A 25,384-nucleotide genomic window follows, 5' to 3' on the forward strand; every position below is an offset into this window, starting at 1 on the left:
CCGTGAACGTCATAGAACGAACCTTCGCCTACCTCATGGACGGCGCCAACTGGCAGGGAAGCGGCGGAATCCTCGTGCGCCTGCTCGAACAGCTGAGCGTCACCGCCCTTGCCACCGTCTGCGCGGCACTCATCGTCGTGCCCCTCGGCCTCTGGGCTGGGCACCACCGCCCGGGTTACGGCACCAACCGCGGCCGTAGCAACCTGCTCATGAGCACCGTTGCTGCCACCCGTGCGCTGCCCGCACTCGGTCTGCTCACTATCCTGGCACTCTGGCTGGGCGTCTCGACCCTGCCCTCCCTCATCGTGCTCATTATTATTGCGGCGGCGCCCCTGCTCGCCGGAGTTCTTGAAGGCCTCGCCGCCGTGCCGGAAGACCTCGTGGACGCAGCCCGCGCCCAAGGCCTGACCGAATGGCAGATTCTGACCCGCCTCGAAATCCCGCTCGCCGCAAACATGATGCTCGGCGGGCTCCGCTCCGCACTCGTGCAGGTCATCGCAACCGCGACCATCGTCGCCTACCTGAGCGGCGGAACCCTCGGCAGGTACCTCTTCGACGGGCTCGCCGTGCGCGACTACCCGCGCATGCTCGTCGCAACCCTGCTCGTGGCGCTTCTCGCCTTCGCCGTGGACGCGCTCATGGGCCTCGTGCAGCGTACGCTCACCCCCGCGGGGCTCACCATCAACCGGAAGAAGGCATGAACCCGATGATTCAGGCACCTAAAACCTTCTCTCGTCGCACTGCCCTAGCCGCCGCCGGAGCGCTCGGCATGGCGGGTATTCTCAGCGCCTGCGGGCTCAGCGGCGACAAAGTCTTCAGCGGCGAACATGAAGGAATCATTGTCGGCTCAGCGGCCTTCGCTGAATCCCAAATCCTTGCCGAAATCTACGCCGGAGCCCTCGCCCGGGCGGGATTCAACGCCCGTACCCAGCTGAGCATCGGCGCCCGCGAGGCGTACCTGGGGGCACTCGCCTCCGGTGCGGTGGACGTTATCCCGGACTACTCCGGCAACCTGCTGCTTTACCTCGACCCGAAGGCTACAGCTAGCACTGCGCAGGAGATTCTGCAGGCGCTACCCGCCGCCCTCGGCACCCTCACCACGGGTGGCTCCGGGGCTGAAATCCGCGCCCTGAACGCCTCCGAGGCGGAGGATAAGGACTCGCTTGTCGTTACCGCGCAGACCGCCCAGAAATACGGTCTGCGAAGCCTTGAAGACCTCGCCTCCCGCTGCACGAATCTGAAGCTCGGCGCCGCCCCGGAGTTCGCCGAGCGCGCCTACGGCATCCCGGGTCTGAAAGAGAAGTACGGATGCGCCCCCGCCGAGTTTGTGCCCCTCTCGGATGGTGGTGGCGCGCTGACCGTCAAGGCCCTGCTGGATGACACCGTGCAGGTGGTTGACCTCTACTCGACCACCCCCGCAATTGAGCAGAATCAGCTGGTGGTGCTGGAGGATCCGAAGAACATGATTCTGGCTCAGCAGGTGCTGCCCATTATCAATACCTCGCGAGTTCCCGACTCTGCGGCGGAGGTTCTGAACCGTGTCTCGGCGAAGCTCACCACCGCTGATTTGCGCACTCTCAATGACCGTGTTTCGGGTACCTCTAAGCAGGAGCCCGCGCAGGCGGCGGGTACCTGGCTGAACGAGCACGGCTTCTAAGATTCTGCCTGATATTCCACATAAATTCCTCTACAGGAATGGTTTAAGCAGAACCGACCTGGGAATATTCTAGAAATAGAATATTGCCAGGTCGGTTTATAGTCGTCCTTCTCCCACACGTCTCCCCACAGGTCAGGGGAGGGGCATACAGTAGCTTTTTAGCCCTCAATCAGTAGCGCCAGAGCCTCGTAGGGGCGCAGGCTCAGTGTCACCGTCTCAGCTGAATCAGATACGGCAGAATCCGCCGCAGCGGAATCGACCGCAGAATTCTTGTAATTACACACCAGCACGCGACCGGAACGAACGAATTCAGCCGGAACCTCAACCTCGGTCGGCTCACCGTAGAAGTTCGTCAGCACTAGCAGACACTGCGCCGGGCGGGTACCATCAGCAGGCAGCTCACGCAGGTACGCAAACACCCGCTCGTGATCCAGCGCGTAGGGCGCGTACGAACTCGCAGAGATGACCGGGTACTGCTTACGTAGGGCAATCAGGTTGCGGTAGTAGGGCAGAATCACGCCGTCGCGTTCCTCATCCTCCACCGAAATACCGGCACCGGTCGCCGCGTCACGCACCGGGGCGGGAGTCAGCCACGGCGACGTGGAACCAAAACCGGCAGTCGCCGGATCCGCGGCCCATTGCATCGGCACACGCGAATTATCGCGAGCCTTCGAGGCTACAATCTCCAGTGCCTGCTGCTCGCTCAGACCGCGCTCACGCAGCATCGCATAGGCGTTGTGCGCCTCCACATCCACATACTGCTCAATCGAGGAGTAGACCGGGTCAATCATGCCGATTTCCTCGCCCTGGTACACGTACGGGGTGCCGCGTAGCAGGTGAATCACGGTCGCCAGCATGGTTGCCGATTCGGCACGGTAACGCTCAACGTCACCAAAACGGTTCAGCGCGCGCGGCTGATCGTGGTTATTCCAGAACAGCGCGTTCCAGCCGCCGCCGGCCTGCATACCCAGTGCCCAATCGTTCAGGATCTGCTTCAACTTGGCAAAACGGAACGGCACCTTCGACCACTTCTCGCCGTTCTCGTAGTCCACCTTCAGGTGGTGGAAGCTGAACACCATGTCCAGCTCGTGGTTTGCCGGGTTGGAGTAGCCCACGCAGTTTTCGATGCTGGTCGAGGACATTTCGCCCACGGTCACGGTGTCATCATACTGACCGAAGGATGCGCGGTTCAGCTGCTGAATGCGGGTGTGCACAATCGGGGTGTCGGTGTATTGTGCCTTGTCCACGGTGCCTTCGGGGGCGTCGAGTAGCTCTTCACCCTTACCGATGACGTTAATGACGTCAAAGCGGAAACCGCGTACACCTTTCTCGTACCAGAAGTTCACGACCTTAAACAGTTCGTCGCGCACAGTCGGGTTGTACCAGTTCACGTCCGCCTGGGTGCGGTCGTACAGGTGCATATAGAACAGGGGCGTGCCGTGTTCATCCGTGTACTCGCCAAAGCGGGACCAGCAGGGGCCGCCGAACTTCGATTCCCAGTTGGTCGGTTCGCGCAGCTGACCATCCTCGGTGTATTTGCCGGGGCGAATGTAGAAGTAATCCCAGTACTCGCGCTCACCGGCGAGCGCACGCTGGAACCACTCGTGCTCGGTCGAAACATGATTGAGCACCATATCGAACATGACGCCCACACCGTGCTTGGCGAGGGCAGCAATCATCTCTTCGACGTCCTCCATGGTGCCCAGGTCGGGGTTGATGGCGTAGTAGTCGGAGATGTCGTAGCCGTTGTCGTTCTGCGGGGAGGCGAAGAACGGGTTGAACCACACCATGTCCACGCCCAGGGAAGCAATGTAGGGCACCTTCTCGATGACGCCGCGCAGGTCGCCGTAGGCGCCACCCGCCGAGGAGTAGAAGGACTTGGGGTACACCTGGTAGATGACGGAGGACGCGAAATCCTTGCCACCTGCCGGGGTGGTTGCAGGGCTGGTTGCCGGGGTGAGGGTGAGCGATGCGGTGGGTGCCTGTGTCATGGAAACCTTCTGAAATGTAAGCAGGGTTCAGCGTGTATAAATCAGTGTGTTGGAAACGAACCGCGCCGGTGCTGCGTGTGCTGCTACGTATGCACAGCGAGGCCCGTACGCGGCAGGCACAGCGGCCCGCCGCCTCCCGGTGCGTTCGCCGACTGAATATCGCCGCCCGGAACCTGGGCTCATTCCAGATTAGGGGGCATAATGGGGTGATGTCCCCCGTCTACCCCAAAGGGGGCAATTCTGCCGCAGATCCGGCACAACCCCCGTGGCCTCAACCCTCCCACCGATAGGCGGTTGCAGGCTCGTGCGCGTTTCGATGCATGAAACCAAAGTGACCCTGAGCTGAAGAGCGTTGGACGCCGCGCGTAAAATCAGTACTTGCATCACTACGGAAGGTAAAACAATGCCAGAACTGCGTTCACGTACTTCAACTCACGGCCGTAACATGGCTGGTGCCCGCGCCCTGTGGCGTGCCACCGGCATGGGCGATGACGACTTCGGCAAGCCCATTATTGCTATTGCGAACTCCTTCACCCAGTTCGTGCCCGGCCACGTGCACCTGAAGGACATGGGTGAACTGGTCGCCGGCGCGATTCGTGAGGCTGGCGGCGTCGCCAAGGAATTTAACACCATCGCTGTTGATGACGGCATCGCGATGGGTCACGACGGTATGCTCTACTCGCTGCCTTCCCGCGATCTGATTGCTGACTCGGTCGAGTACATGGTCAACGCGCACCGTGCCGACGCGCTGGTCTGCATCTCTAACTGTGACAAGATCACCCCCGGTATGCTTCTGGCGGCTATGCGCCTGAACATCCCCACCATCTTTGTCTCTGGCGGCCCCATGGAGTCCGGCGAGGGCATTGAGGGTATTGTTGAGCACCGCCTTGACCTGGTGGACGCCATGGTGATGGCTGTTGATGACAGCGTCAGCGACGCTGCGCTCGCCCAGATTGAGAAGAATGCGTGCCCGACCTGCGGTTCGTGCGCGGGTATGTTCACCGCGAACTCCATGAACTGCCTGAATGAGGCGATTGGCCTGGCGCTGCCCGGTAACGGCACCACCCTGGCTACTCAGGTTGCTCGTAAGGAGCTGTTCCTGGATGCTGGCCGCCGCATCGTTGAACTGTCCAAGCGCTACTACGAGCAGGATGACGAGTCGGTTCTGCCGCGCTCCATTGCGACCAAGGAGGCGTTCGAGAACGCTATGGCGCTGGATGTGGCGATGGGCGGTTCGACCAACACTGTGCTGCACACCCTGGCGATTGCTCACGAGGCGGGTGCTGACTTCACCCTGAAGGATATTGACCGTATTTCGCGTCAGGTTCCCTGCCTGGCGAAGGTTGCCCCGAACTCCACTAAGTACCACATTGAGCACGTGCACCGTGCCGGCGGTATTCCTGCCCTGCTGGGTGAGTTGAACCGTGCCGGCCTGCTGCACAAGAACGTTCATTCTGTTCACGCTGACTCGCTGGACGAGTGGCTGGACGAGTGGGATATCCGCAGCGGCAAGGCGAGCGAGAAGGCGAAGGAACTGTTCCTCGCTGCTCCCGGCGGCGTGCGCACCACTCAGGCGTTCTCCACCGCGAACAAGTACGAATCCCACGAGACCGACGCCGAGAACGGTTGCATCCGCGCCGTGGAGCACGCGTACACCAAGGACGGCGGTCTGGCGGTCCTGTACGGCAACATTGCCCAGAACGGCGCGATCATCAAGTCTGCTGGTATTGATGAGGAGCTGTTCCACTTCAAGGGCCGCGCCTTCGTGGTCGAGTCGCAGGACGAGGCTGTGCACGAGATTCTGTCGAAGAACGTGAAGGAAGGCGACATTGTTGTCATCCAGTACGAGGGTCCGAAGGGTGGCCCCGGCATGCAGGAAATGCTGTACCCGACCTCCTACCTGAAGGGTCTGGGCCTTGGCAAGAAGTGTGCGCTGATTACTGACGGTCGTTTCTCCGGTGGTACCTCGGGTATTTCTATCGGTCACGTCTCCCCGGAGGCGGCTGCTGGCGGCGCGATCGGCCTGGTGCAGACCGGTGACGAGATTGAGATTGACGTGAACAACCGCATCCTGCGTGTGAACGTTTCGGATGAGGAGCTTGCTGCTCGCCGCGAGGCGAAGGGCGCTGCACCGTGGCGTCCGACCAAGCCGCGTGAGCGTCAGGTATCGAACGCCCTGAAGGTGTACGGCATGCTGGCTGCTTCGGCTGATAAGGGCGGCGTGCGCATCCTGCCCGAGGACGCATAAGCCCCTCACGTATCGTGTGAGAATTTAATATCTTGCCCTGATGGGCTGGCGCCCCGTTCCGCGGTTTTTCTGCGGGCGGGGCGCTGTTCTTTGTTCGCGTATTTGTTTACCGTCGTGGGATACCCGGTGCGGCGTATTGCCTTGTCAGTTGCGGTGCAGTAGGGTGTAAGAAGGTATTTAGGTACCCGATTCACCGACTCAGCACAACCACTCAAACACAACGCAATTCGCAACCCTCACAAGGACGTATTCATGGTTACCCTGCCCGCACGCGCACAGCGTGCTTTTACTCGTCGTGCCCTGACGGCTCTTGCCTGTATCGGTGCGCTCGCTTTGAGCTCTTGCTCTGCTCAGCCGCAGGCTGATGATTCTGAAACCGCCCCGATGATGGTGGCGACTTCTTCTGCGCCCGTTGATGCAAAGACCCTGTTCACCGCGGCGGATGGCTCCTGGAAGCCGAATACTGTGCAGATCTCTGCCGGCCTGGATTCCCCGGTAACGTACGACTCGGTAGCGACCCCCACGGATGAGCCGAGCACGGACGCCGAGTACGAGGCGGCATACGCCTCGGCGAGTGGCTCTGCGAACACTATTGATGCGGGCACCCGCTGCGGTGTGACAAGCCTGCTGGGTGGTTCCGCCGGTATTTACGTGTATGACGGTTCGGATTGTGCCAAGGCTCAGGAGGCGGTGCGCCTCTTCAACAGCCGCAAGAACCAGGACGGCGCGGCGAGTGTTGAGTGGTACCAGTGCGCTACGAAGGTGCAGGGCCGCGACTACATTACGGGTGCCTGCTTCACGCAGGGTGGTAGCGTTGAGAAGCCGCGCCTGGCGCTGATTCCGGCACAGACCCGCATGCTGTCGGGTACGCTGACTTTCGCTGAAGCGTACGGTGGCGGCACTTTCGGTCAGGGTGATTCTGCGAAGACTGTTGAGGCGCTGCGTTTCACCAGCCCGGACTCTAAGGTCGCGTGTTCGGTGACCCCGTCAGGTGTGGACTGCCAGGCGCTGGTGGGCGTGACCCTGGAGGGCTGGGATGCCGCATCCGGTAAGGCGCAGCAGCGCGTGCACATGGTGCAGGGCCAGGCGCCCGAGGTGAGCCTGGTCGGTCAGACCGCCACCCCGGAGCCGGTGAATACCGAGGGTATTACTGCACTGCCGACCGGTCAGGTGGTGACCGCGTATGGTTACACCTGCAAGTCGGTGAATAGCGGTAAGGTGCATTGCGTGAGCGCGACGAATGGTTTCACGCTTGATTCGGTGGAGGTCGGTTTGGAACGCCGCTAGACCGAGCATAAAGGCGCGCCGCGAGTAGCTGCGCTCGTCTCCAAGGGTGATATACGAAGGTGCCCGGCGCCCCTCACAGAGGGGGTGCCGGGCACCTTCGGTATTTAACGTCGCTTAGCGGAAGTTGACGATGCGAACGTCCAGCTCGGAGGAGAGCAGCGGCTCCCATGCGGCAACAGCCTTCTGGAAGTGCTCGGCGCCCATGTGCTTTTCGAGTAGTTCCTGGGATTCCCATCGCTCGATGAATGCGAAGTCGGTGTCGGAGACGGCACCGAAGTCGTAGCTGACGTTGCCTTCGTCCTGGCGGCTTGCGGTCACGAGCGGTTCGATGGTCTTGAGGAATTCTTCGACGTGCTCGGGCTTGACGGATACTCCGGCGTAAACACCAATCATGGGGCTCTCCTTATGGGGTGGGCGGCGTGAGGCCGCGTTGTATATGACTCTTTTACCGTACACCTTCACCCCCGGTTCGGGGAGGCAATGGTCGTGGTTTTCTTGCGCTGTGGCGGCGGGTGAGAGGATTTTCGGCTGGCCCATTCGCTAACTGTAAAAAAGGTGTTTTATATTTGCGTGCCCCTTTCTTTTCGACCTATAAAAGAACGAGGACGATACACCGCATGAATGGAAGGAGAAGCGGTATGGCACACATGGGGGGTGACACTCATGGGATTTTCACCGGCGCATATCAAACGATGCACCCTGACTTGGGAGGCTCCCGACTATAGCGCCTCGTACCCTGCCGGGTACACGAATCAGGGCGTTGCTGTGATTGCGGTGGCTCAGGAGCATCGTACGGCGCAGGGTTTTTGCTATTCGGCGTTGTCGACGGTGGTTTTTATTTCTAAGCAGGACGGCACCCGCACGGTGGTGAATGAGGAGCTGATGCTTTTCACTCACGTTCATTCCCTGATGGAGTGCTGTGATGAGGTGCATCCGCGTCTGCTGGGTCGTGCCGTGCTTTCTGCGTGGGATGTGGTTCCTGAGCAGTACCGTCAGAACCTGGTGACGATTGCTGCTGACCGTAAGAATCTGAAGCATCTTTTCCGTGATTGCGACCAGTTGAAGGGGATTATGGAGTACCGCGCCTTTGAGAAGGTGCTGGACCCGTACGATAACCATTCTTTGGGTGAAGTGCATGTGAAGCTTGCTGGCACGCCCGCGTATGAGCGGATGCAGGCTGAGGTGTGTGCGGCACGTACCGCTGTGGATGAGATGGTGGAGGAGGCACTGACCCCTCGTCCGCTGGATCAGCTGCAGGACTATAGCGTTTTCACGGATTGTTCGTTCCGTTCGACTCACAATAAGAAGTATCAGCGTGGCGGCCGTATGGGTATCGCCGGCGTGAGTGAGGACGGCTTCTATTTTCATGCCCACTATGATGGCGTGAACATTATGACCGGTGAGCTGTCTGCAATGTTGGCGGCTTATACGGTGTTCCATAGCGGTTCGCGCCGCCTGATTATTCATACGGATTCTTTGGGTGCGTTGACGTTTGTGTTGCGTTTGGCGCATAGCCGTTGGGCTTTTGAGGCGTGGGTTTCTGAGGGTATTCAGGATGAGCGTGTGGTGTCTCAGATGCGTGCTTTGACGGAGGCTATCCGCGAGAAGCGTGTGCTGGTGAAGCATGTTCCGGGCCATACGGGCCACGGTTTGCAGGAGAGTAGCGACTCTGTGTCGAAGATGCATCGCCATTTTCCGGGGCAGATTGTGGATAAGCGTCATCAGAGCGAGTTTAATCAGCGTTGCGAGTCGATTATTACTGCTTTGTCGGGGTGTGCGAAGGCTGTTCGCCTGCTTGCGCCGGAGTGGTTGCAGATTAAACCTTCTTCAATCCACACGGGAAACCGTTTATGGCGCTAAACTAGTCCAGGGTAGAAATGAACGCGCGATACATTCGCTGCATACGAAGGTATGCGATGTCGGAGGTGTCGCGTGTTTCTTTTTGCCCTTTTGCCTTCTCCGCATGCGCTTTTACGAGGCTCACCTGTAGCGCTGCTCTAGCTTGTAGCCCCGCGCATCCTGCAATGGTGCGTGGGAAAAGAATGCGGGGGAAACGAAAGCTCCCCCTGAGCGTCGAATCAATCGAACTCAGGGGGGGAGCTTTTAGGTTATTTACCAGCGTGGGTGAACATAATCTTCACAATCGCAAGAACAATAACGGCGAGGGTGAGCCACACGGCGCTTCGGACAGTACGCCAGCAGATTGGCTCGCCGCGGTAGCGAGCAATCGCGAAGTTGAGGGTAAAAATACGCCACACCACGGTCACAAGACAGAGAATAATAGTGCAGTCAAAAATGATGTCGTAGGTGCCGCCGGGCGGTAGGAATGTCGCCAGAATCAGGAGCGCCACGGGGTACACGGTCGTACCCAGAATAGGGCTCGCGTTGCCCAGCGCGTGCTTGACGAAATCTCGCGGCGGGGTGCCGCCGTGCAGCACCCGGTACTCCTGCATTTCTGAGATGACGTGGGCAATGTAGGTGGTCAGACCGGTACCCGTAATGTAGAGGATTGCGGTGCCGTCAAAGATCGCGTTCGCGTCGTGAATGCTCAGCAGAGCCGCCAGCACCAAGAAATTACCGTAGGTGTACGCAGAGATACGGTGAGCAACGTCGTGCGCATCGAGTTCAGCGAATTTACGGCGTGCTTTACGGAATAGAAGGGGCATTCGATAGTCCTTTGGCGGGTGCGGGGATGAAAACTCAGACCCCCGAGTGTGTGACAAATAGCTTAGAGGAGCGATGACCACAGTCGGCAGAGGTTCTCCACCATCTTGATGCGGCGCGGGCGCTCCGCCCACTGGGTGTACAGCAGCTCGGTGCAGACCTGCTCGTATTCGGCGCATACTTCATCCAGCATCGCGACCATGCCGCGGTCAATGACGAACGTTGACACTTCCATGTTCAGTGAGAAGGAACGCGGGTCCATATTGGACGAGCCAATGAACGTAATTTCGTCGTCGACCATCATGAACTTGGAGTGCAACACGGTCGGGCTGGGGTACTGCAGAATACGCACACCCGCCTGCAGCAGCTGCTCGTAGTAGGAACGCTGCGCCATGTTCGGCAGGAACTGGTCGCCCTTCTCGCACACAATCACGGTGGTTTCAATACCGGAGTAGGCGGCGTTCGTGAGTGCCTGCAGTAGGGTCTCTTCGGGCACGAAGTAGGGCGAGCAGATGGTAATACGCCGCTCGGCGTTGTAGATCAGGTAGTTAATGAGGCGCAGGTTGTTTTCGGTTTCAAAACCGGGGCCGGAGGGCACAACCTGGGCGCGCATCCCATCCTTGTAGTAGGGGATATTGGTGTTAATTTCTGCCAGGATCAGCTGGTTCGTTTCGGAGTACCAGTCGGAGACGAAAACGGCGTTGAGCTCTTCAACGATGGGGCCGGTGCAGGAGAAGGTCAGGTCCTTCCACTCCAAGCCCTTCTTAATGTTTTCGGGCATGTCGTAGGAGCGGTGAATAGCGTTCTGCGAACCGGAGAACGCGACGCGTCCGTCCACGACGAGGACCTTGCGGTGGTTACGCAGGTCGGGTCGCTGCCACTTGAGTTTCCACGGTTTGAGCGGCAGCATGAGGCGCCACTGCATACCCGAGTCGTTGAGCATTTTCACGAGTTTCTTATAGGACGGGTATTTGCGGGAGCCGATGTGGTCGAGGAGTACGCGCACCTGTACACCGCGTTCGTGGGCTGCGAAGAGGGCGTCCCAGAGGACTGCGCTCGCCTCGTCGTAGGCGGTGATGTAGAACTCGAAGTGCACGTATTTGGTGGCGCGGTCGACTTCTTCCGCCATGGCGACCATTGCCTCGTGGTTGTCGGTGTGGAGGGTGAATTGGTTGCCGCCGACCAGGGGGAGTGAGCCCAGGGTGTAGTTGAGCTGGCTGGCTGCCTTTGCGGGGTCGGAGAGGTCGTCGGTGCGGGTGAGGAAGGGCTTGTTCTCGCTGACTTCGCGGATCAAGTCGTTCATGGCGTGTTGGCGTGCGCGGCGGTAGGCGGGCAGGCGCGAGGAGCCGAAGACGAGGAATGCGATGAACCATACGAAGGGGATGAAGAAGATGGCCATGAGCCAGCCCAGGGCAACCACGGGTTTGCGGTTGTAGGGGAGCCAACAGAGGGCTGCGAGTCGGATGAGGATATCGGCGATGCCGAGTGCGAGGCGTAGCCAGTCTGGCAGGAAATCGAGATAGGCGGGGGCAAACAAGTTCATCCCTCTATTATGCCGATGTTTTGTGTGGGGCTGGAGCTTAGCTGGCTATGCTGTGGGCCTTAACGCCAAAAATGCACTTGAGCATTGTGTGCAGTGATGAAATAATTGCAGTTATGCAGAAAAAGGAACAGAGCCTTCGCGAACGCCGCCGCGAACAAACCTGGACGGCAATCCACGAAGCAGCCCTCAAACGCGTCCGCGAACACGGGATGCGCGGAACCACCGTTGAAGAAATCGCCCAGGAGGCGGGCGTCTCCCCGCGTACCTTCTTCAACTACTTCCCCTCTAAAGAGGATGCCGTCCTGGGTCTGCGCGAACCGGTGGTCAGCGAGGAAATCCTCGAAACAGACCGTGCCCACGAGGATGACAACACGATCATTCGTGTAACCCACCTTCTCTGGGAGGTCATTTTCCAGAGCTTCCACTACGCCAAGGGCAAGGACCCTCGAGCTCCCTATCAGGAGTTCCCCGAGTCCGCGAAACGAATGAAGATGCACTACATGAAGTGCGAACAGGTGCTCACCGAGTACCTGAACACCATCGACTGGGTGGCTTTTGATGCTGCTGGTCGCCGCGGCCCCTTCCCGCGCCGAACCCCCGCTGACCCGCTGACCGATCACTTCCGGGAGCGATCACGCGCAAAGGTCCAGCTTGCCTCCGCGGTGCTTCGTCAGCTGGAGTTCGCCCGCGACCTGGAAGATAAAGAGGATATTGCCCGCCATATCCGCCAGACGGTGAAGACCTTCCAGTTCCTGCTTTTTGAGCAGAACCGACCGGCAATCTAGCGGCGGTTCACTGCTACAAACTACAAAAGCCCGCCGGAAACCGAATCCGAGGCCCCGAATCGAGGCAACCGAATCAAGAACCTGGCGGACACATAACAGAAACATATAGAACGTAACTAAGGATTATCGATGAGTACAGAGGAAAAGAAGCTACCTCAGCCGCCAGCCGGCGAGGCTAAGCAGGAAAGTAAAAACCGCATCCGCGCCATGTTCCTGGGCCTGGTCATTGTGATGCTCATGTCCTCGCTGAACCAAACGATTCTGGCGCCGTCGCTGCCCACGATTGTGGGTGAGCTTCACGGCGTGGAGCACATGAGCTGGGTGATTACTATTTTCATCCTGCTTTCGACGATTACGATGCCGGTCTACGGCAAGCTTTCTGACCAGTTCGGACGCAAGCCCTTCCTGATTTTTGCGATTGTCGCTTTCATGGCGGGTTCGATTGTTGGTGCGCTCGCTCAGGACATGAACTGGCTGATTTTTGCTCGTGCCCTGCAGGGTCTGGGCGGCGGCGGTCTGATGATTCTTTCTCAGGCTGTGATTGCTGATGTGATTCCTCCCCGCGACCGTGGCCGCTACATGGGTATTATCGGTGGCGTTTTTGCGTTCTCGTCGGTGGCTGGTCCGCTGATTGGTGGCTGGATTACTGAGGGGCCGGGTTGGCGTTGGGCGTTCTGGCTGAACCTGCCGCTGGCTATTCTGTCGATTCTTGCGGTGATTTTCTTGCTGCCGCACCGCCCGTTCCGTGAGCGTGAGAAGCACAGCATCGACTACCTTGGCTCGCTGATTCTGATGGCGGGTACGAGTGCGCTGGTGCTTGCCACGATTTGGGGCGGTAACCAGTACGAGTGGACCTCGCCCGAGATTATTGGTCTGCTGGTCTTCTCTGTGGTTGCTGCGCTGGTGTTTATCCCGGTGGAGAACCGTGCGGCTGAGCCGGTCATGCCCATGTACCTGTTCAAGAATCGTAACTTCCTGCTGACTCTGGGCGCTTCGCTGGCGCTGGGCGTGGCAATGTTCGGTGCGGTGGAGTACATCCCGACTTATCTGCAGATGGCGCTGGGTGTGAGCGCTACGGTGGCCGGTCTGCTGATGATCCCGATGATGGGCGTCATGCTGGTGGTGTCCATTGTGACGGGCCGCGTGGTGTCGAAGAGCGGTCGCTACAAGCGTTACGTGACGAGCGGTACCGCGATTGTGGCGCTGGGCCTGTTCCTGCTGTCGACCGTGACTATTGAGACTCCGACCTGGCTGTTCTGTGTGTACCTTGCGGTGATGGGTGCCGGTCTGGGTATGTCCATGCAGTTCTTGACTCTGATTGTTCAGAACGCGTTCCCGGTGAGCGTGGTTGGTACCGCGACGGCGTCGAATAACTTCTTCCGTCAGGTGGGTGCTACTGTGGGTGCCTCGCTGGTGGGTGGTCTGTTTACCTCGCGTCTGACCTCGCTGATTTCTGAGCGTATGCCGCAGCAGGCGCTGCAGTCTTCAGGTAGCCATGCGTCTTCGTCTCTGACTCCTGAGCTTGTGGCGTCTTTGCCGGAGCCGGTGCACGGCATCATTGTGAATGCCTATAACGATGCGTTGATTCCGCTGTTCCTGTACCTGGTGCCGCTGGGTCTGGTGTCTACGCTGCTTCTGTTCTTCATTCGTGAGGATGCGCTGGCGACGACCCTGGAGACTGAGCCGGCTGTTGATATTGCTCGTGCGGCGACTGGCGCGATTCCGGTGATTACTCCGGAGATGGCTGCTAAGGACGCGCAGGCTTTGAAGAGCATGCACGGCTCTGCTCGTGCTCGTATTGATGAGTCGTTGAGCTCGGAGGCTTCGCCGGATTCGGAGCCTAACGCTAAGAGCTAGGGTCTTAGCACTAGATGCGGAGGCGTTGCCTTCCTATATAAGTGGCGCCCCGGTGCGAGTCGTGTGCTCGTGTCGGGGCGCTGTTTTTGGCTGAGTTGCCTTAAATAGCGCGCTTAAGAGGTGTGCCTTAGTGCTTGGTTTAGGGGTTGGAAGTGTTGGTTTAGTCCCTTAAATAGTGGGTTTACGTGGTGTTTTGCCCCATTAAAGCGCTTATCGAAAAGGTTATTACGTCCCTATGTCGAGAGAATTGTTTCCGATGTAAAATTTTCGTAAAAATTGTTAATCCGCCCCTTTTCCCCGGTATTCCGGGGCATTTTTTTACCCAGCTCCCTTTTAGCTTGCATACAGGCTGTTCTAAGGGGTGAAAGTGCCCAATGTGGGTTTGGTGGAAGTGTTACAGGCTATATAAGATAAAGTACATATGCTCCTAGTGACAGTCATCACGAAGCAGTGCACTGGGACAGCATGACACACATGCCTTAACACCGACATCTACACAAGGAGGGGAACCGTCCCATGTTTAGGTACATCCTCCAGCGATCGCTGACGTACCTCGTCATGGTCTTTATTACGACCACGATGGGTTACTTTGCAGCGGTTACTGCCCTGAAGCCTGCCCTCTTGGAGCAGGAAAAGGTTCCGAAGCCTAGCCCCGAGCAGGTGAACCGTAACTTCGCATCCCTGGGTCTCGATCCCGAAATGAACCCCTGGGACCGCTACGTTCAGTGGCTGACCAATGTGGTCACCAAGTTCGATTGGGGCCGTAGCCCCAACGGCGCGTACATTAACCAGGAATTTGGCCAGCGCGTGTGGGTTTCTACCCGCCTGCTGCTGGTGGCTACCATTCTCTCGATTGTGATTGGTATTGCCCTGGGTGTGTACTCGGCAGCTCGCCAGTACAAGTTCTCTGACCGTGTTATCACCGGTTACTCCTACCTGGTCTACATTATCCCCGCTCCCGTTGCTTACTTCGTGGTGCAGCAGGGCGCGACCACTATCAACAACATCGCCGTTGCTAATGGTGGAGAGAAGATTTTCTATGTGACCGGTATTTCGACTCCGGGTCTGACCGGATTCTGGGAAATCACCATGGATATGGCGGCGCACTACGTCGTGCCGACCTTCTGTATGACCATCTTCGGTTGGGCTGGTTACCAGATTGCACAGCGTCAGTACCTGCTCGATAACGTGAACGCTGACTTCGTGCGTACCGCTCGTGCTAAGGGCTTGACCCGTAACCAGGCGATTACTCGCCACGCACTGCGCGTCTCCTTCATCCCCGTGGCACAGTCCATCGCGTACCAGATTCCGATGATTTTTGCGGGTGCATTCTTCGCCGAGACCGTCTTTGCATGGCCCGGTATCGGTAAGTGGTCGATTGACTCCATTTCCGCGCAGGACGTGAACGCTGCGACCGTGACCCTCGCGTACGGTTCTGCACTGTTCGCTGTCGGTGCGATCATCGCTGATATCGCTACCACCATCGTCGACCCCCGAGTGAGGATCTCATGAGTCAGGTAACTGCAACTTCCTCCGTACCGGTGGTACAGGAGAACGGTGACTTCAAGGTCATCAACAAGAGCGTTATTATTCTGCGCCGCTTCCTGCGTAACAAGGCTGCAGTCTTCGGTCTGTGCGTGTTCATCGGCATGGGTCTGTTCGGTCTGTTCGGTAAGTACCTGACCAAGTACAAGCCCAACGACATTGACTACATGGCGCTGGGTGAAGGCCCCTCGGCCGAGCACTGGTTCGGTACCACCATCGCGGGTAATGACGTGTTCGCCATGATGTCTGAGGCCGTCTGGACCTCTCTCCAGATTGGTGTGGTCGTCGGTTTGGCCACTGTGTTCATCTCCGCAGTTTACGGTTGTGTGATGGCGTACTTCGGTGGCTGGATTGACAAGATTATGCTGTTCATCCTCGAGACCCTGATCATGGTTCCCTCGCTGCTGATTCTGGCAATTCTGATTAACGGTCAGGTTGGTAAGCAGATTCAGAAGAGCGTCCCCACCTGGGTTCTGCTCTCTGCAGTGCTGATTGCCTTCGGCTGGATGGGTAGCGCCCGTGTTATTCGTGCAATGGCGCAGTCCCTCATCAACCGCGACTTCGTGAAGGCTGCACGCTACATGGGTGTGCACCCCTTCAAGATTGTGATGCGCCACCTGGTTCCGAACATTGGCTCCCTGCTGGTTCTGAACTTCACCAGCGGCATCATGGGCGCTGTGCTCTCTGAGGTCGCTTACTCCTTCATCGGCATCGGTATTAAGTACCCCAACTACTCGCTGGGCTCGCTGATTTCGGATGCTTCGCAGCAGATTAACACCCTGCCGCACATGTTCTGGTTCCCGGTTCTGTTCTTCTTCCTGCTGGTTGGTCCGCTGGCCCTCATGAACGACGGTCTGCGTGACGCATTCGACCCGACTTCGATGTCGGTCGGTAAGATCAAGAAGTCCAAGAAGAACGAGAAGGCAGAGGCACCCGCTGCCGCTGCAAAGGAGGCGAAGAACTAATGAGTACCTCTCCCGTTCTGAGCGTTAAGGACCTCAACGTCCGCTTCAACACTGAGAATGGCGTCGTGCACGCTGTTCGCGGTGTGAACTTTGACCTGTACCCCGGTAAGACCCTGGGTATTGTGGGTGAGTCCGGTTCCGGTAAGTCCGTTGCTTCCATGGCGATCATGGGCCTGCACCCGACCACCGCTGACATCACCGGTTCGGTTAAGTACAACGGCACCGAGCTGCTGGGTCTGAGCGATAAGGAAATGTGCGCATACCGCGGCAAGGAAATCTCTATGATTTTCCAGGATCCGCTGTCCTCGCTGACCCCCGTGTACACCATTGGTGACCAGATTGCTGAGGTGCTCAAGGTCCACAACAAGGGCATGAGCAAGCAGGCTATCAAGGACCGTTCCATCGAGCTGATGCGTATGGTGGGTATTCCTTCGCCGGCTGACCGCCTGCGTTCCTTCCCGCACGAGTTCTCCGGTGGTATGCGTCAGCGCATCATGATCGCTATGGCGATTGCGAATGACCCCCGCGTGCTCATCGCCGATGAGCCCACCACCGCGCTGGATGTGACCATTCAGGCGCAGGTGCTGGAGGTTATGCAGAAGGCTCAGGAAGAGACCGGCGCAGCGACCATCATGATTACCCACGACCTCGGTGTTGTGGCTGGTATGGCTGACGACATTCTGGTGATGTACGCCGGTAAGCCGGTGGAGATTGCGAAGGCAGAAGACCTGTACAAGCATCCCTCCCACCCGTACACCATCGGTCTGCTGGGTGCGGTCCCGCGTGTGGACCGTTCCGAGAAGGTCTCCCTGGTTCCGATTGAGGGTACCCCTCCGAACCTGATTAACCCGGTGACCGCGTGCTCCTTCCGCCCGCGTTGCCCCATCGCTAAGAGCGGTGGCCAGTGCTGCCAGGACTCCAACGGCGAGCCCGATCTGCAGCTGCTGGAAGGCGTTGGCGAGGGTCACTACTCCTCCTGCACCATCTCTCAGGAGCTGGTCGGTAAGACCGCTGACGAGCTGTACCCGGTTCCGGAACCCCCGGTATCGAAGTACGACGGTATTCCGCGTGAGGAGCGTGCCCCCGTCCTGGAGGTCCGCAACGTCAAGAAGCACTTCCCGCTCATGAAGGGTGCACTGATTAAGCGCCGCGTGGGCACTGTGAAGGCTGTGAACGGCCTGTCCTTCGATATTCGTGAGGGCGAGTGCTTCTCCATTGTGGGTGAGTCCGGTTGTGGTAAGACCACCACCCTGCTGGAAATCATGGAGTTCAATAAGAACACCGACGGTGAGATTCTGATTAACGGAACCTCCACCAAGGACGGCAAGTCCGCAGGTGAGATTCTTGAGCTGCGTAAGAACCAGCAGATGGTGTTCCAGGACCCCACCGGTGCTCTGGATCCGCGCTTTACCGTTTACGAGGTGCTGGCTGAGCCCCTGGAAAACCAGGGCATGAACAAGGCAGACATCAAGAAGCGCGTCATCGAGCTGATGCACATTGTGGGTCTGCAGCCTGACCACGTGAACCGCTTCCCGAACCAGTTCTCTGGTGGTCAGCGTCAGCGTATCGGTATTGCTCGTGCGCTTGCTGTGAACCCCAAGCTCGTGGTTCTGGATGAGCCGGTGTCCGCACTGGACGTGTCCGTCCAGGCTGGTGTGATCAACCTTCTGGAGGAGCTGCGTGCAAACCTGGGTCTGAGCTACCTGATGGTTGCTCACGACCTCGCGGTGATTCGCCACGCATCCGACCGCGTTGCAGTGATGTACCTGGGTCGTATTGTTGAGATCGGTGACGTCGACCAGGTGTTCGACAACCCGATTCACCCGTACACCCGTGCACTGCTCTCGGCGATTCCGGTTCCGGACCCCGAGGTTGAGGCAAAGCGCCACCGCATTATGCTTGAGGGCGACCTGCCCACTCCGGTGAACGCGCCTAAGGGCTGTGGCTTCTCGAGCCGTTGCCCGGTCTTCAAGCTTCTGCCTGAGGACAAGAAGCGTCGTTGCTTGGAGGAGATGCCGGAACTGACCCCCGTTGAGGGCCAGGATCACGGTTATGCTTGCTACTACCCTGAGGCTGAGGCCGCTACGGTGTAGCTCTAGAGTCGGCTGAATAAGTCGCATGTGTGCCGAGGGGCGAATATTCGTTGAATATTCGCCCCTCGGGTTTTTTATGCCCGGTATTGGTGGGCTGTACGTTGTTCGAGATTGTCACCTAGTGAGACGGTGCGAGCCGCAGAATGTGGCGCTAGGCACTGAAATCCTCCAGGAAACAGATAAAACTGCACTGACTAGGTATAACCTTTCTCACCATTCAAGATATGAATATTTATGGAAGGGCTTTCCTGCCGGCAGTAAGCCATAATTAAGCCTGTGGGTGCGCCGCTAGGGGCGTACCTCAAGGAACACATTCATAGACCGGCACTAATTCATCGCTCACCGCAGCCTATTGCGGCGCATGAGCAGGGAACCCTTGACGCTTTCCTGCAGGATTATTGAGGGTCAAACGTATAAGAGGACACTCTCATGGAGAAGAATTTCATCCTGAACCGTCGTACCGTTCTCGGTGGCGCTGCAGCACTGGGTACCGCGGGCGTACTGGCTGCGTGCGGCTCGTCCAAGGACTCCAAGGCAACCACCCAGGGAGCAACCGCGGGTACCGATGCCAAGGAACTTTACGACATTGCTGAGACCGCTGTTTCGGACCTGAAGCAGGGCGGTACCCTGCGCCTGTCTGTGACTGCACTGGGTCCGAACTTCAACCTCTTCGGCACCGGTGTTACCTCCTACACCCAGGCTGCTCTGAGCCCCATGTACTACAGCGGTCTCTGGCAGGCTAACCCCATGGGTAAGCGCACCCTGTCTACCGACTTTGCAAAGAGCTTCGAAATCGCTGAGGAAAACGGTCTGCCCGTTGTCTCCATTGAGCTGAACCCCCAGGCTAAGTTCAACGACGGTACCCCCATCGACTACAAGGCGCTGCAGGCTACCTGGAACATCCTCAAGAGCGTCGATGGCGACTACAAGATTGAGACCAGCGGTATCTACAGCAGCGTTGGCTCCGTTGAGCGCGACGGTGATGACTTCAAGGTCAAGGTCACTTTCGCAAAGCCGTACTACCCCCTGAACATCCTCTTCGGTGAAATTCTGCACCCGGCTCTGCTGGATAAGAACCTCTTCAACGAAGGCTTCGTGGACAACCCGCACCCCGAATACGCTACTGGTCCCTTCACTGTAGCTGAGGGCGGCTGGAACTCCTCCGAGAAGACCCTGACCCTGACCCGCAATGACAAGTGGTGGGGCGAGAAGCCTGTTCTGGAGCGCATCGTCTTCCGTCAGATGGATTCCGCTGCTGAGCGTGCGGCGTTCAAGAACGATGAAATTGACGCTGCTCCCGCTACCGCTGCTGCAAGCTACAAGGAGCTGAAGGAAATTGCTAACACCGAGATGCGTCGCGGTGTTCGCCTCTTCTCCGGCGGCATGGTCATGAACCCCGCCCGCATGCAGGACGTTGCTCTGCGCCGCGCTGTGGTCGCTGGCATGAACCGTGAGGCAATTGCCAAGGTTCGTTTCCAGGGTCTGGATTACGAAGAGAAGCAGCCCGGTTCGATGATTCACATGCCCTTCTCCGAGTACTACCAGGATGTCTACCCGACCCCGAACAACGATGCAGCTGCTGCATCGAAGATTCTGGAAGAGGCAGGTTACACCAAGAACGGCGAGTTCTACGAGAAGGACGGCAAGCAGGCTGCCTTCAAGTACTCCGTCTTCGGCGAGGACCCCACCTCCAAGGCTGTTGCTCAGACCGTTGTTCAGCAGCTCAAGGCTGTCGGCATTAATGTTGAGCTCGAATCCCGCGCTGCAAGCGAATTCGGTAAGGCAATGCAGGCTAAGGACTACGACGCAACTGCATCGGGCTACGCTCTGAGTGACCCGGATGCTACCCAGGCTACCCAGCAGTTCTACCTGCGTGAGAAGCCCGAGGACGCTGGCACCGACGAAATCAATGAGATGATCGAGAAGATGAAGCTCATTGCTGACGACAAGGAACGCAACCTGGCATGTAACGAGATTGAGAAGAAGCACCTCTCTGAGATTGCTGTGCTGGTTCCGCTCTTCAATGGTCCCGAGTACAAGTTCGTCAAGAAGGGTCTGCGCAACTACGGCGTTTCCCTCTACCAGGGCAATGGTATTCACTGGGAGAAGGTCGGTTGGGCTAAGTAAGTCCTCTTCCCTTCACCTACTAGGTGAATAGCCTGGAGCTATATGAAAGTGTCCACCCGGATCATCCGGGTGGACACTTTTTGCATATCTGGAGGGGTGCTTTGGGTGCTTTTGTATATCGATGTAGGGGAGCGGTGGTATAGCTATCCGGAAAAATCCGAAAAATTCGCACAAAAACAGGGTATTCATGGTATGAATATTCAGAAAATACGATAAATATTAAGAAATATTGTGAAAATGCTTGGTTTCCGCTCCCGAGGTGCGCTACAGTGGAGTCATACAAAGTTATGCAGTGCTCTGTATAAATAATCATTACTTCGGGGATACGGGATAAACCCGCCCGCACAAGACAGAAGGAAACCACTCCCATGACCGCCAACACCGCATACACCGCGAGCAGCCACGAAGCGACCAAGAACAGCTTCAGCCGCCGCGCCCTCATTGGCGGCACCGCGGCTCTGGGAGCTGTAGGTCTGCTCAGTGCCTGCGGCAACGGCAGCGCAAGCTCTGAGAAGACCAAGGCAGCCGGCGCCGGTGCCAATATCGAAGACCTCTACAACATCAACGCTCAGGACGTGAACAGCCTGAAGAAGGGCGGCACCCTGCGCCTGCCCGCCGGATCCATCGGTCCGAACTTCAATTTCTACACCCAGAGCGGTAACACCAGCGATAACGTCAACGTTATGAGCACCATCAGCCAGGCCGGCATGTGGAACCTCGACTTTGACGGCACCTACAAGCTGAACACCGACTTCGCTGTCTCCTTCGAGCACAGCAAGAAGGACGATAAGATTCAGGTTGCCGTCAAGCTCAACCCCAAGGCTGTCTTCAACGATGGCACCCCCATCACCTACAAGGCGCTCCAGTCCACCTGGAACATCTTCAAGAGCCTGGATAACGGCTACAACATCGTCACCAGCGGCATCTACGAATTCGTTGAATCCGTAGAAAAGGGCGAAGACGACTACAGCGCAACCGTCACTTTCTCCAAGCCCTTCTACCCGCTGCAGAGCCTCTTCTCTGAGATTCTGCACCCCGCACTGGAAGACGTCGAGCTCTTCAACAACGGCTTCGTGGATGAGCCCCACCCCGAGTACTGGGCTGGCCCCTTCACCCTGGCGGATAAGGGCTGGGACTCCACCGCGAAGACCTTCAGTGTTGTGCCCAATGACAAGTGGTGGGGCACCAAGCCCCTGCTGGACAAGATTGTCTTTACCCAGATGGAGTCCAGCGCTGCACGTGCCGCGTTCAAGAACGACGAAATTGACGCTATCGGTGCGAGCACCTCCTCCACCTATGCCGAGGTGAAGAACATTGCGGGTACCGAACTGCGTAAGGGCACCCGCCTCTACGCCGGTGGCCTGGATATCAATCCCCGCCGCGTCAAGGATGCTGCCCTGCGTAAGGCAATCTTCGTCGGCACCAACCGTGAAGCACTCGCAAAGATTCAGTTCCAGGGTCTGCCCTACGAGGAAGCTATCCCCGGTTCGATGATTCATATGCCCTTCTCGCCCTACTACCAGGATTCTTACCCGACCCCGAATAATAGTGTTTCGGAGGCGCAGAAGATTCTGGAGGCCGCCGGCTACACCAAGAACGGCGACTACTACGAGAAGGACGGCACGAAGGCTGGCTGCGCAGTGGTGGTCTTCGGTGACGATCCGACCAACAAGGGTAAGGCTCAGACCTTCACTCAGCAGATGAAGGATGTCGGTATCGAGATCCGGATTGATCAGCACGCCGATAGCGAGTTCGCCACCATTCTGGGCAACTGGGACTACGATATTTCCTTCAGCGGCTACTCGGTCTCTGCTGACGCGACCGAGAGTACCAAGCAGTTCTACTACTCCGAGAACAACGAAGGTATCGGCAGCAAGGAAATCGATGCCCTCATCGACGCCATGACCCTCATTGAGGATGACAAGGAACGTAACCTCGCCTGCAACGAGATTGAGAAGAAGCACATGGCGGAGTTCGCCTTCCTGGGCACCATTACGAACGGTCCTGACTTTGTGATGGTCAAGAAGACTCTGGCTAACTACGGTCCGCGCCTGTACAAGTCGATGGACTGGGCTGCTGTGGGCTGGATGAACTCCTAAAAGGTGCCTGTCTTGCGAGCGGGTCGAATGCGTATATGCGCGTTCGGCCCGCTTTGCTGTGCCCGTTGGCTATTTCTGGAGGTGGGGGAGGGGTGTTGCGCGAAGGATAGTGGGGTTGTGTCGATATGGATTTAGGCCCGCTGCATTAGGGTCGGGCGTAATAATTGAGAAATATTTATCGTGTTGCGCACCTGTAGTGATTTATGTGGTGTACACTACTAAAAATATTAAATGTGGCTTAGAACATAGCTTTAGGTCACATTATTTTGCATGGCTTGACCTGCCCGCCCATCACCGCAGATAGCAGGCGCTCCTGCAGACGGAAACCCCGCCTCCAGAGCACGCAAGCCACCCACTCTACACTGCAAACACTGCATCAGCGCAGTCCACACCCACAAGGAGCCCATCATGAGCCCCCACCCCATCCCCTCCCTCTCCGGATTCAACCCGATCATGAGCCGCCGCGTACTGTTCGGCGGCGCAACCGCCGTCGCTGCTGCCGGCGTACTGAGCGCTTGTGGCTCCTCGTCCTCCAAGACCGAGCACAAGGCAAGCGAAACCCCGTTCTATGAAATCAACGAGCAGGATGCCTCGAAGCTCAAGCAGGGCGGTACCCTGAACCTGAGCACTTACTCCCTTGGTCCGGACTTCAACCGCTTCTCCCAGAACGGCTCGAGCACCTCCGTCTCCGAAACCATGGGCGTTATCGCCGGTGCCGGCATCTGGCGCAGCACCTTCAAGGGCGAAGATGAGCTCGACCCCAACTACTGCCTCGGCTTCGAAGCTAAGGAAGTAGACGGCAAGATCACCGCAGAGGTTCGCCTGAACCCCAAGGCAGTCTTCAACGACGGCACCCCCATCGACATCGACGCTCTCAAGGCAACCTGGCAGATCCAGCGTGACCCCGACGGCGAATACAAGATTGCCGCAGCAGGTATCTACGAGTACATCGAAAGCGTTGAAGCTATCGATGGCGACCGCTACCACGCACGCGTTGTTTTCAAGACCGCACACAACCCCGTCAAGGGTCTGCTCTTCGGCGGAATCCTGCACCCGGCAATGCTCGACGTAAACCTCTTCAACGAAGGCTTCGTGGACAACCCCCACCCCGAGCTCGGTTGCGGCCCCTTCACCCTGGCACCCAACGGCTGGAACTCCTCCGAGAAGACCTTCACTGCTGTGCCCAACGACAAGTGGTGGGGTGAGAAGCCCAAGCTGGACCGCATCGTCGTGCGTGAAATGGCAGACGCTGCAGCTCGCGCCGCCTACAAGAACGGCGAGCTGGACGTCGTGGAATCACGTACCCTCAGCGCCTACAACGAGATGAAGGACGTTGCAAACTCTGAAATCCGCCGCGGTCGCCGCCTCTTCGCCGGCGGCATGAACCTGAACGCAGAGCACATCACTGATGTTGCTGTCCGTAAGGCAATCTTCCTGGGTATCGACCGTGGTGCTCTGGCAAAGATTCGCTTCCAGGGTCTGCCCTACGAAGAAGAAGTTCCCGGCTCGATGCTTCTGTTGGGTTCCTCCCAGTACTACCGCGACAACTACCCGGCACGTAACCCGGAGGAAGCACGCAAGGTCCTGGAGAAGGCAGGCTACACCAAGTCCGGCGACTTCTACGCGAAGGACGGCAAGACCATCACCTTGAAGCTGACCACCTTCGGTGATGACGCCACCACCAAGGGCCAGGCACAGACCTTCATCCAGAGCATGAAGGAAATCGGCATTAACTTCGAGCTCGATTCGCGTGCACAGTCTGAATTCTCGAAGGTTGTTGGTAACCGCGAGTACGACGTAAGCATTTCGGGCTTCGGCGTGACCTCCGAGCCGACCAGTGCAGCCGAGTACTTCTACCACTCCAAGAACTGGAACGGCGTCGGCACCCCCGAAATCGACGCTATGGTCGACGAGATGGTCACCATCCTCGATGACGCTAAGCGCGCCGAGAAGTGCAACGAAATTGAGAAGAAGCACATGAGCGAGGTTTGCCTCTTCATCCCCTTCCTCAATGGCCCGGACTTCAAGGCATGCCGCCCGAAGCTCGCTAACTACGGTGCGTTCCTCTTCAAGACCACCGACTGGTCTACCGTCGGCTGGATGGCATAAGCCGCAGTTTTAAGCTCCCTGCCCCCTATACGTTTTCGCAGTGTCGTATAGGGGTGGGGAGCTTTTTCTTGTGGAGGGTTCAGCGCGCTTTAGTTGCCCCGACGCTGTGCTTGTAACTTGTAACGACTCTCAAAGTACCGGGTGTGACGCGCTCGCGCGCCAATGCTACATAATATTTCATTTTTTAGTTTTCGCACGCGGCTTCCGCATGATGATGCGGTTTCAGGCGCTGAACCCGTGATTTTTAGACGGTGTATAGTTCTTCCACGGATTGGACTGTGGTCTGCGTCGCTTCTTTTGGGGGTATACTGTGTTTCAACCACAAACAATGTGGGGGCTCTCACAAAGGTGATGGGCGGGAGCTTCGGCGCTCCCGAAAAATCAGCGCACAACACGGTGCGCTTATCGAATAGC

General features: G+C 57.9%; 17 protein-coding genes. 13 read left to right on the top strand and 4 right to left on the bottom strand.

Annotated features, from left to right (window positions below; all coding sequences use genetic code 11):
- The first annotated feature begins 2 nt into the window (after positions 1-2).
- Together HMPREF2942_RS01560 and HMPREF2942_RS01565 are read left to right on the top strand one after the other, a co-directional pair.
- The gene (locus HMPREF2942_RS01560) at positions 3-701 is read left to right on the top strand and encodes an ABC transporter permease (RefSeq protein WP_070688088.1); all 699 of its coding nucleotides are present in this window, start codon (positions 3-5) and stop codon (positions 699-701) included.
- Positions 702-706: 5 nt separating this feature from the next.
- Positions 707-1,657, top strand: a complete 951-nt coding sequence (locus HMPREF2942_RS01565) for an ABC transporter substrate-binding protein (RefSeq protein ID WP_070634579.1) — start codon at positions 707-709, stop codon at positions 1,655-1,657.
- 158 nt (positions 1,658-1,815) lie between these two features.
- Here the strand turns inward: HMPREF2942_RS01565 and HMPREF2942_RS01570 are convergent, their stop codons facing one another.
- Positions 1,816-3,648: an alpha,alpha-phosphotrehalase gene (locus HMPREF2942_RS01570; RefSeq protein WP_070634561.1), complete on the bottom strand. Its 1,833-nt coding sequence runs from the start codon at positions 3,646-3,648 to the stop codon at positions 1,816-1,818.
- 403 nt (positions 3,649-4,051) lie between these two features.
- On the opposite strand from HMPREF2942_RS01570, the gene ilvD reads away from it, so the two are divergent.
- Together ilvD and HMPREF2942_RS01580 are read left to right on the top strand one after the other, a co-directional pair.
- On the top strand, positions 4,052-5,896 hold the full coding sequence (ilvD, locus tag HMPREF2942_RS01575) for a dihydroxy-acid dehydratase (protein WP_070593568.1): 1,845 nt from the start codon (positions 4,052-4,054) through the stop codon (positions 5,894-5,896).
- A 252-nt stretch (positions 5,897-6,148) separates the two neighbouring features.
- Positions 6,149-7,183 (top strand): hypothetical protein, encoded by a 1,035-nt coding sequence (locus tag HMPREF2942_RS01580; protein WP_049338253.1) that lies wholly within the window; start codon positions 6,149-6,151, stop codon positions 7,181-7,183.
- Positions 7,184-7,297: 114 nt separating this feature from the next.
- On the opposite strand, the gene HMPREF2942_RS01585 is transcribed toward HMPREF2942_RS01580, so the two are convergent.
- Positions 7,298-7,576, bottom strand: coding sequence for a putative quinol monooxygenase (locus HMPREF2942_RS01585; RefSeq protein ID WP_049338252.1), 279 nt, complete (start codon positions 7,574-7,576; stop codon positions 7,298-7,300).
- 270 nt (positions 7,577-7,846) lie between these two features.
- Here HMPREF2942_RS01585 and HMPREF2942_RS01590 point away from each other — a divergent pair, with 270 nt between their 5' ends.
- Positions 7,847-9,043, top strand: a complete 1,197-nt coding sequence (locus HMPREF2942_RS01590) for an RNase H family protein (RefSeq protein WP_049346605.1) — start codon at positions 7,847-7,849, stop codon at positions 9,041-9,043.
- A 248-nt stretch (positions 9,044-9,291) separates the two neighbouring features.
- Here the strand turns inward: HMPREF2942_RS01590 and HMPREF2942_RS01595 are convergent, their stop codons facing one another.
- Positions 9,292-9,849: a hypothetical protein gene (locus HMPREF2942_RS01595; protein ID WP_005507226.1), complete on the bottom strand. Its 558-nt coding sequence runs from the start codon at positions 9,847-9,849 to the stop codon at positions 9,292-9,294.
- A gap of 62 nt (positions 9,850-9,911) precedes the next feature.
- Positions 9,912-11,390: a cardiolipin synthase gene (cls, locus tag HMPREF2942_RS01600; protein ID WP_070688090.1), complete on the bottom strand. Its 1,479-nt coding sequence runs from the start codon at positions 11,388-11,390 to the stop codon at positions 9,912-9,914.
- Between the two features lie 113 nt (positions 11,391-11,503).
- On the opposite strand from cls, the gene HMPREF2942_RS01605 reads away from it, so the two are divergent.
- The 8 genes from HMPREF2942_RS01605 (at position 11,504) to HMPREF2942_RS01640 (ending at position 24,970) form a co-directional block, all read left to right on the top strand.
- Complete coding sequence (locus HMPREF2942_RS01605) at positions 11,504-12,175, top strand: TetR/AcrR family transcriptional regulator (protein WP_246823120.1); 672 nt, start codon at positions 11,504-11,506, stop codon at positions 12,173-12,175.
- Between the two features lie 129 nt (positions 12,176-12,304).
- A complete protein-coding gene (locus HMPREF2942_RS01610; RefSeq protein ID WP_070688092.1) occupies positions 12,305-14,032 on the top strand; it encodes an MDR family MFS transporter in 1,728 nt (575 codons plus the stop codon).
- 516 nt (positions 14,033-14,548) lie between these two features.
- Complete coding sequence (locus HMPREF2942_RS01615; RefSeq protein ID WP_005507218.1) at positions 14,549-15,544, top strand: ABC transporter permease; 996 nt, start codon at positions 14,549-14,551, stop codon at positions 15,542-15,544.
- On the top strand, positions 15,541-16,542 hold the full coding sequence (locus HMPREF2942_RS01620; protein ID WP_005507216.1) for an ABC transporter permease: 1,002 nt from the start codon (positions 15,541-15,543) through the stop codon (positions 16,540-16,542). The genes HMPREF2942_RS01615 and HMPREF2942_RS01620 overlap by 4 nt, the downstream gene beginning before the upstream one ends.
- Positions 16,542-18,635 carry an ABC transporter ATP-binding protein gene (locus HMPREF2942_RS01625; RefSeq protein WP_049359635.1) on the top strand — a complete coding sequence of 698 codons (2,094 nt, stop codon included), beginning with the start codon at positions 16,542-16,544 and terminating at the stop codon, positions 18,633-18,635. Before HMPREF2942_RS01620 ends, HMPREF2942_RS01625 begins: the two co-directional genes overlap by 1 nt.
- Before the next feature lie 429 nt (positions 18,636-19,064).
- Entirely contained in the window at positions 19,065-20,762 is a 1,698-nt protein-coding gene (locus HMPREF2942_RS01630; protein WP_070483309.1) for an ABC transporter family substrate-binding protein, read from the top strand.
- 368 nt (positions 20,763-21,130) lie between these two features.
- Positions 21,131-22,861, top strand: coding sequence for an ABC transporter family substrate-binding protein (locus HMPREF2942_RS01635; RefSeq protein ID WP_070688094.1), 1,731 nt, complete (start codon positions 21,131-21,133; stop codon positions 22,859-22,861).
- 408 nt (positions 22,862-23,269) lie between these two features.
- A complete protein-coding gene (locus HMPREF2942_RS01640; protein ID WP_049354461.1) occupies positions 23,270-24,970 on the top strand; it encodes an ABC transporter family substrate-binding protein in 1,701 nt (566 codons plus the stop codon).
- Positions 24,971-25,384: the final 414 nt, after the last annotated feature.

Source organism: Rothia sp. HMSC071C12 (assembly GCF_001813895.1).
Lineage (GTDB): Bacteria > Actinomycetota > Actinomycetes > Actinomycetales > Micrococcaceae > Rothia > Rothia mucilaginosa.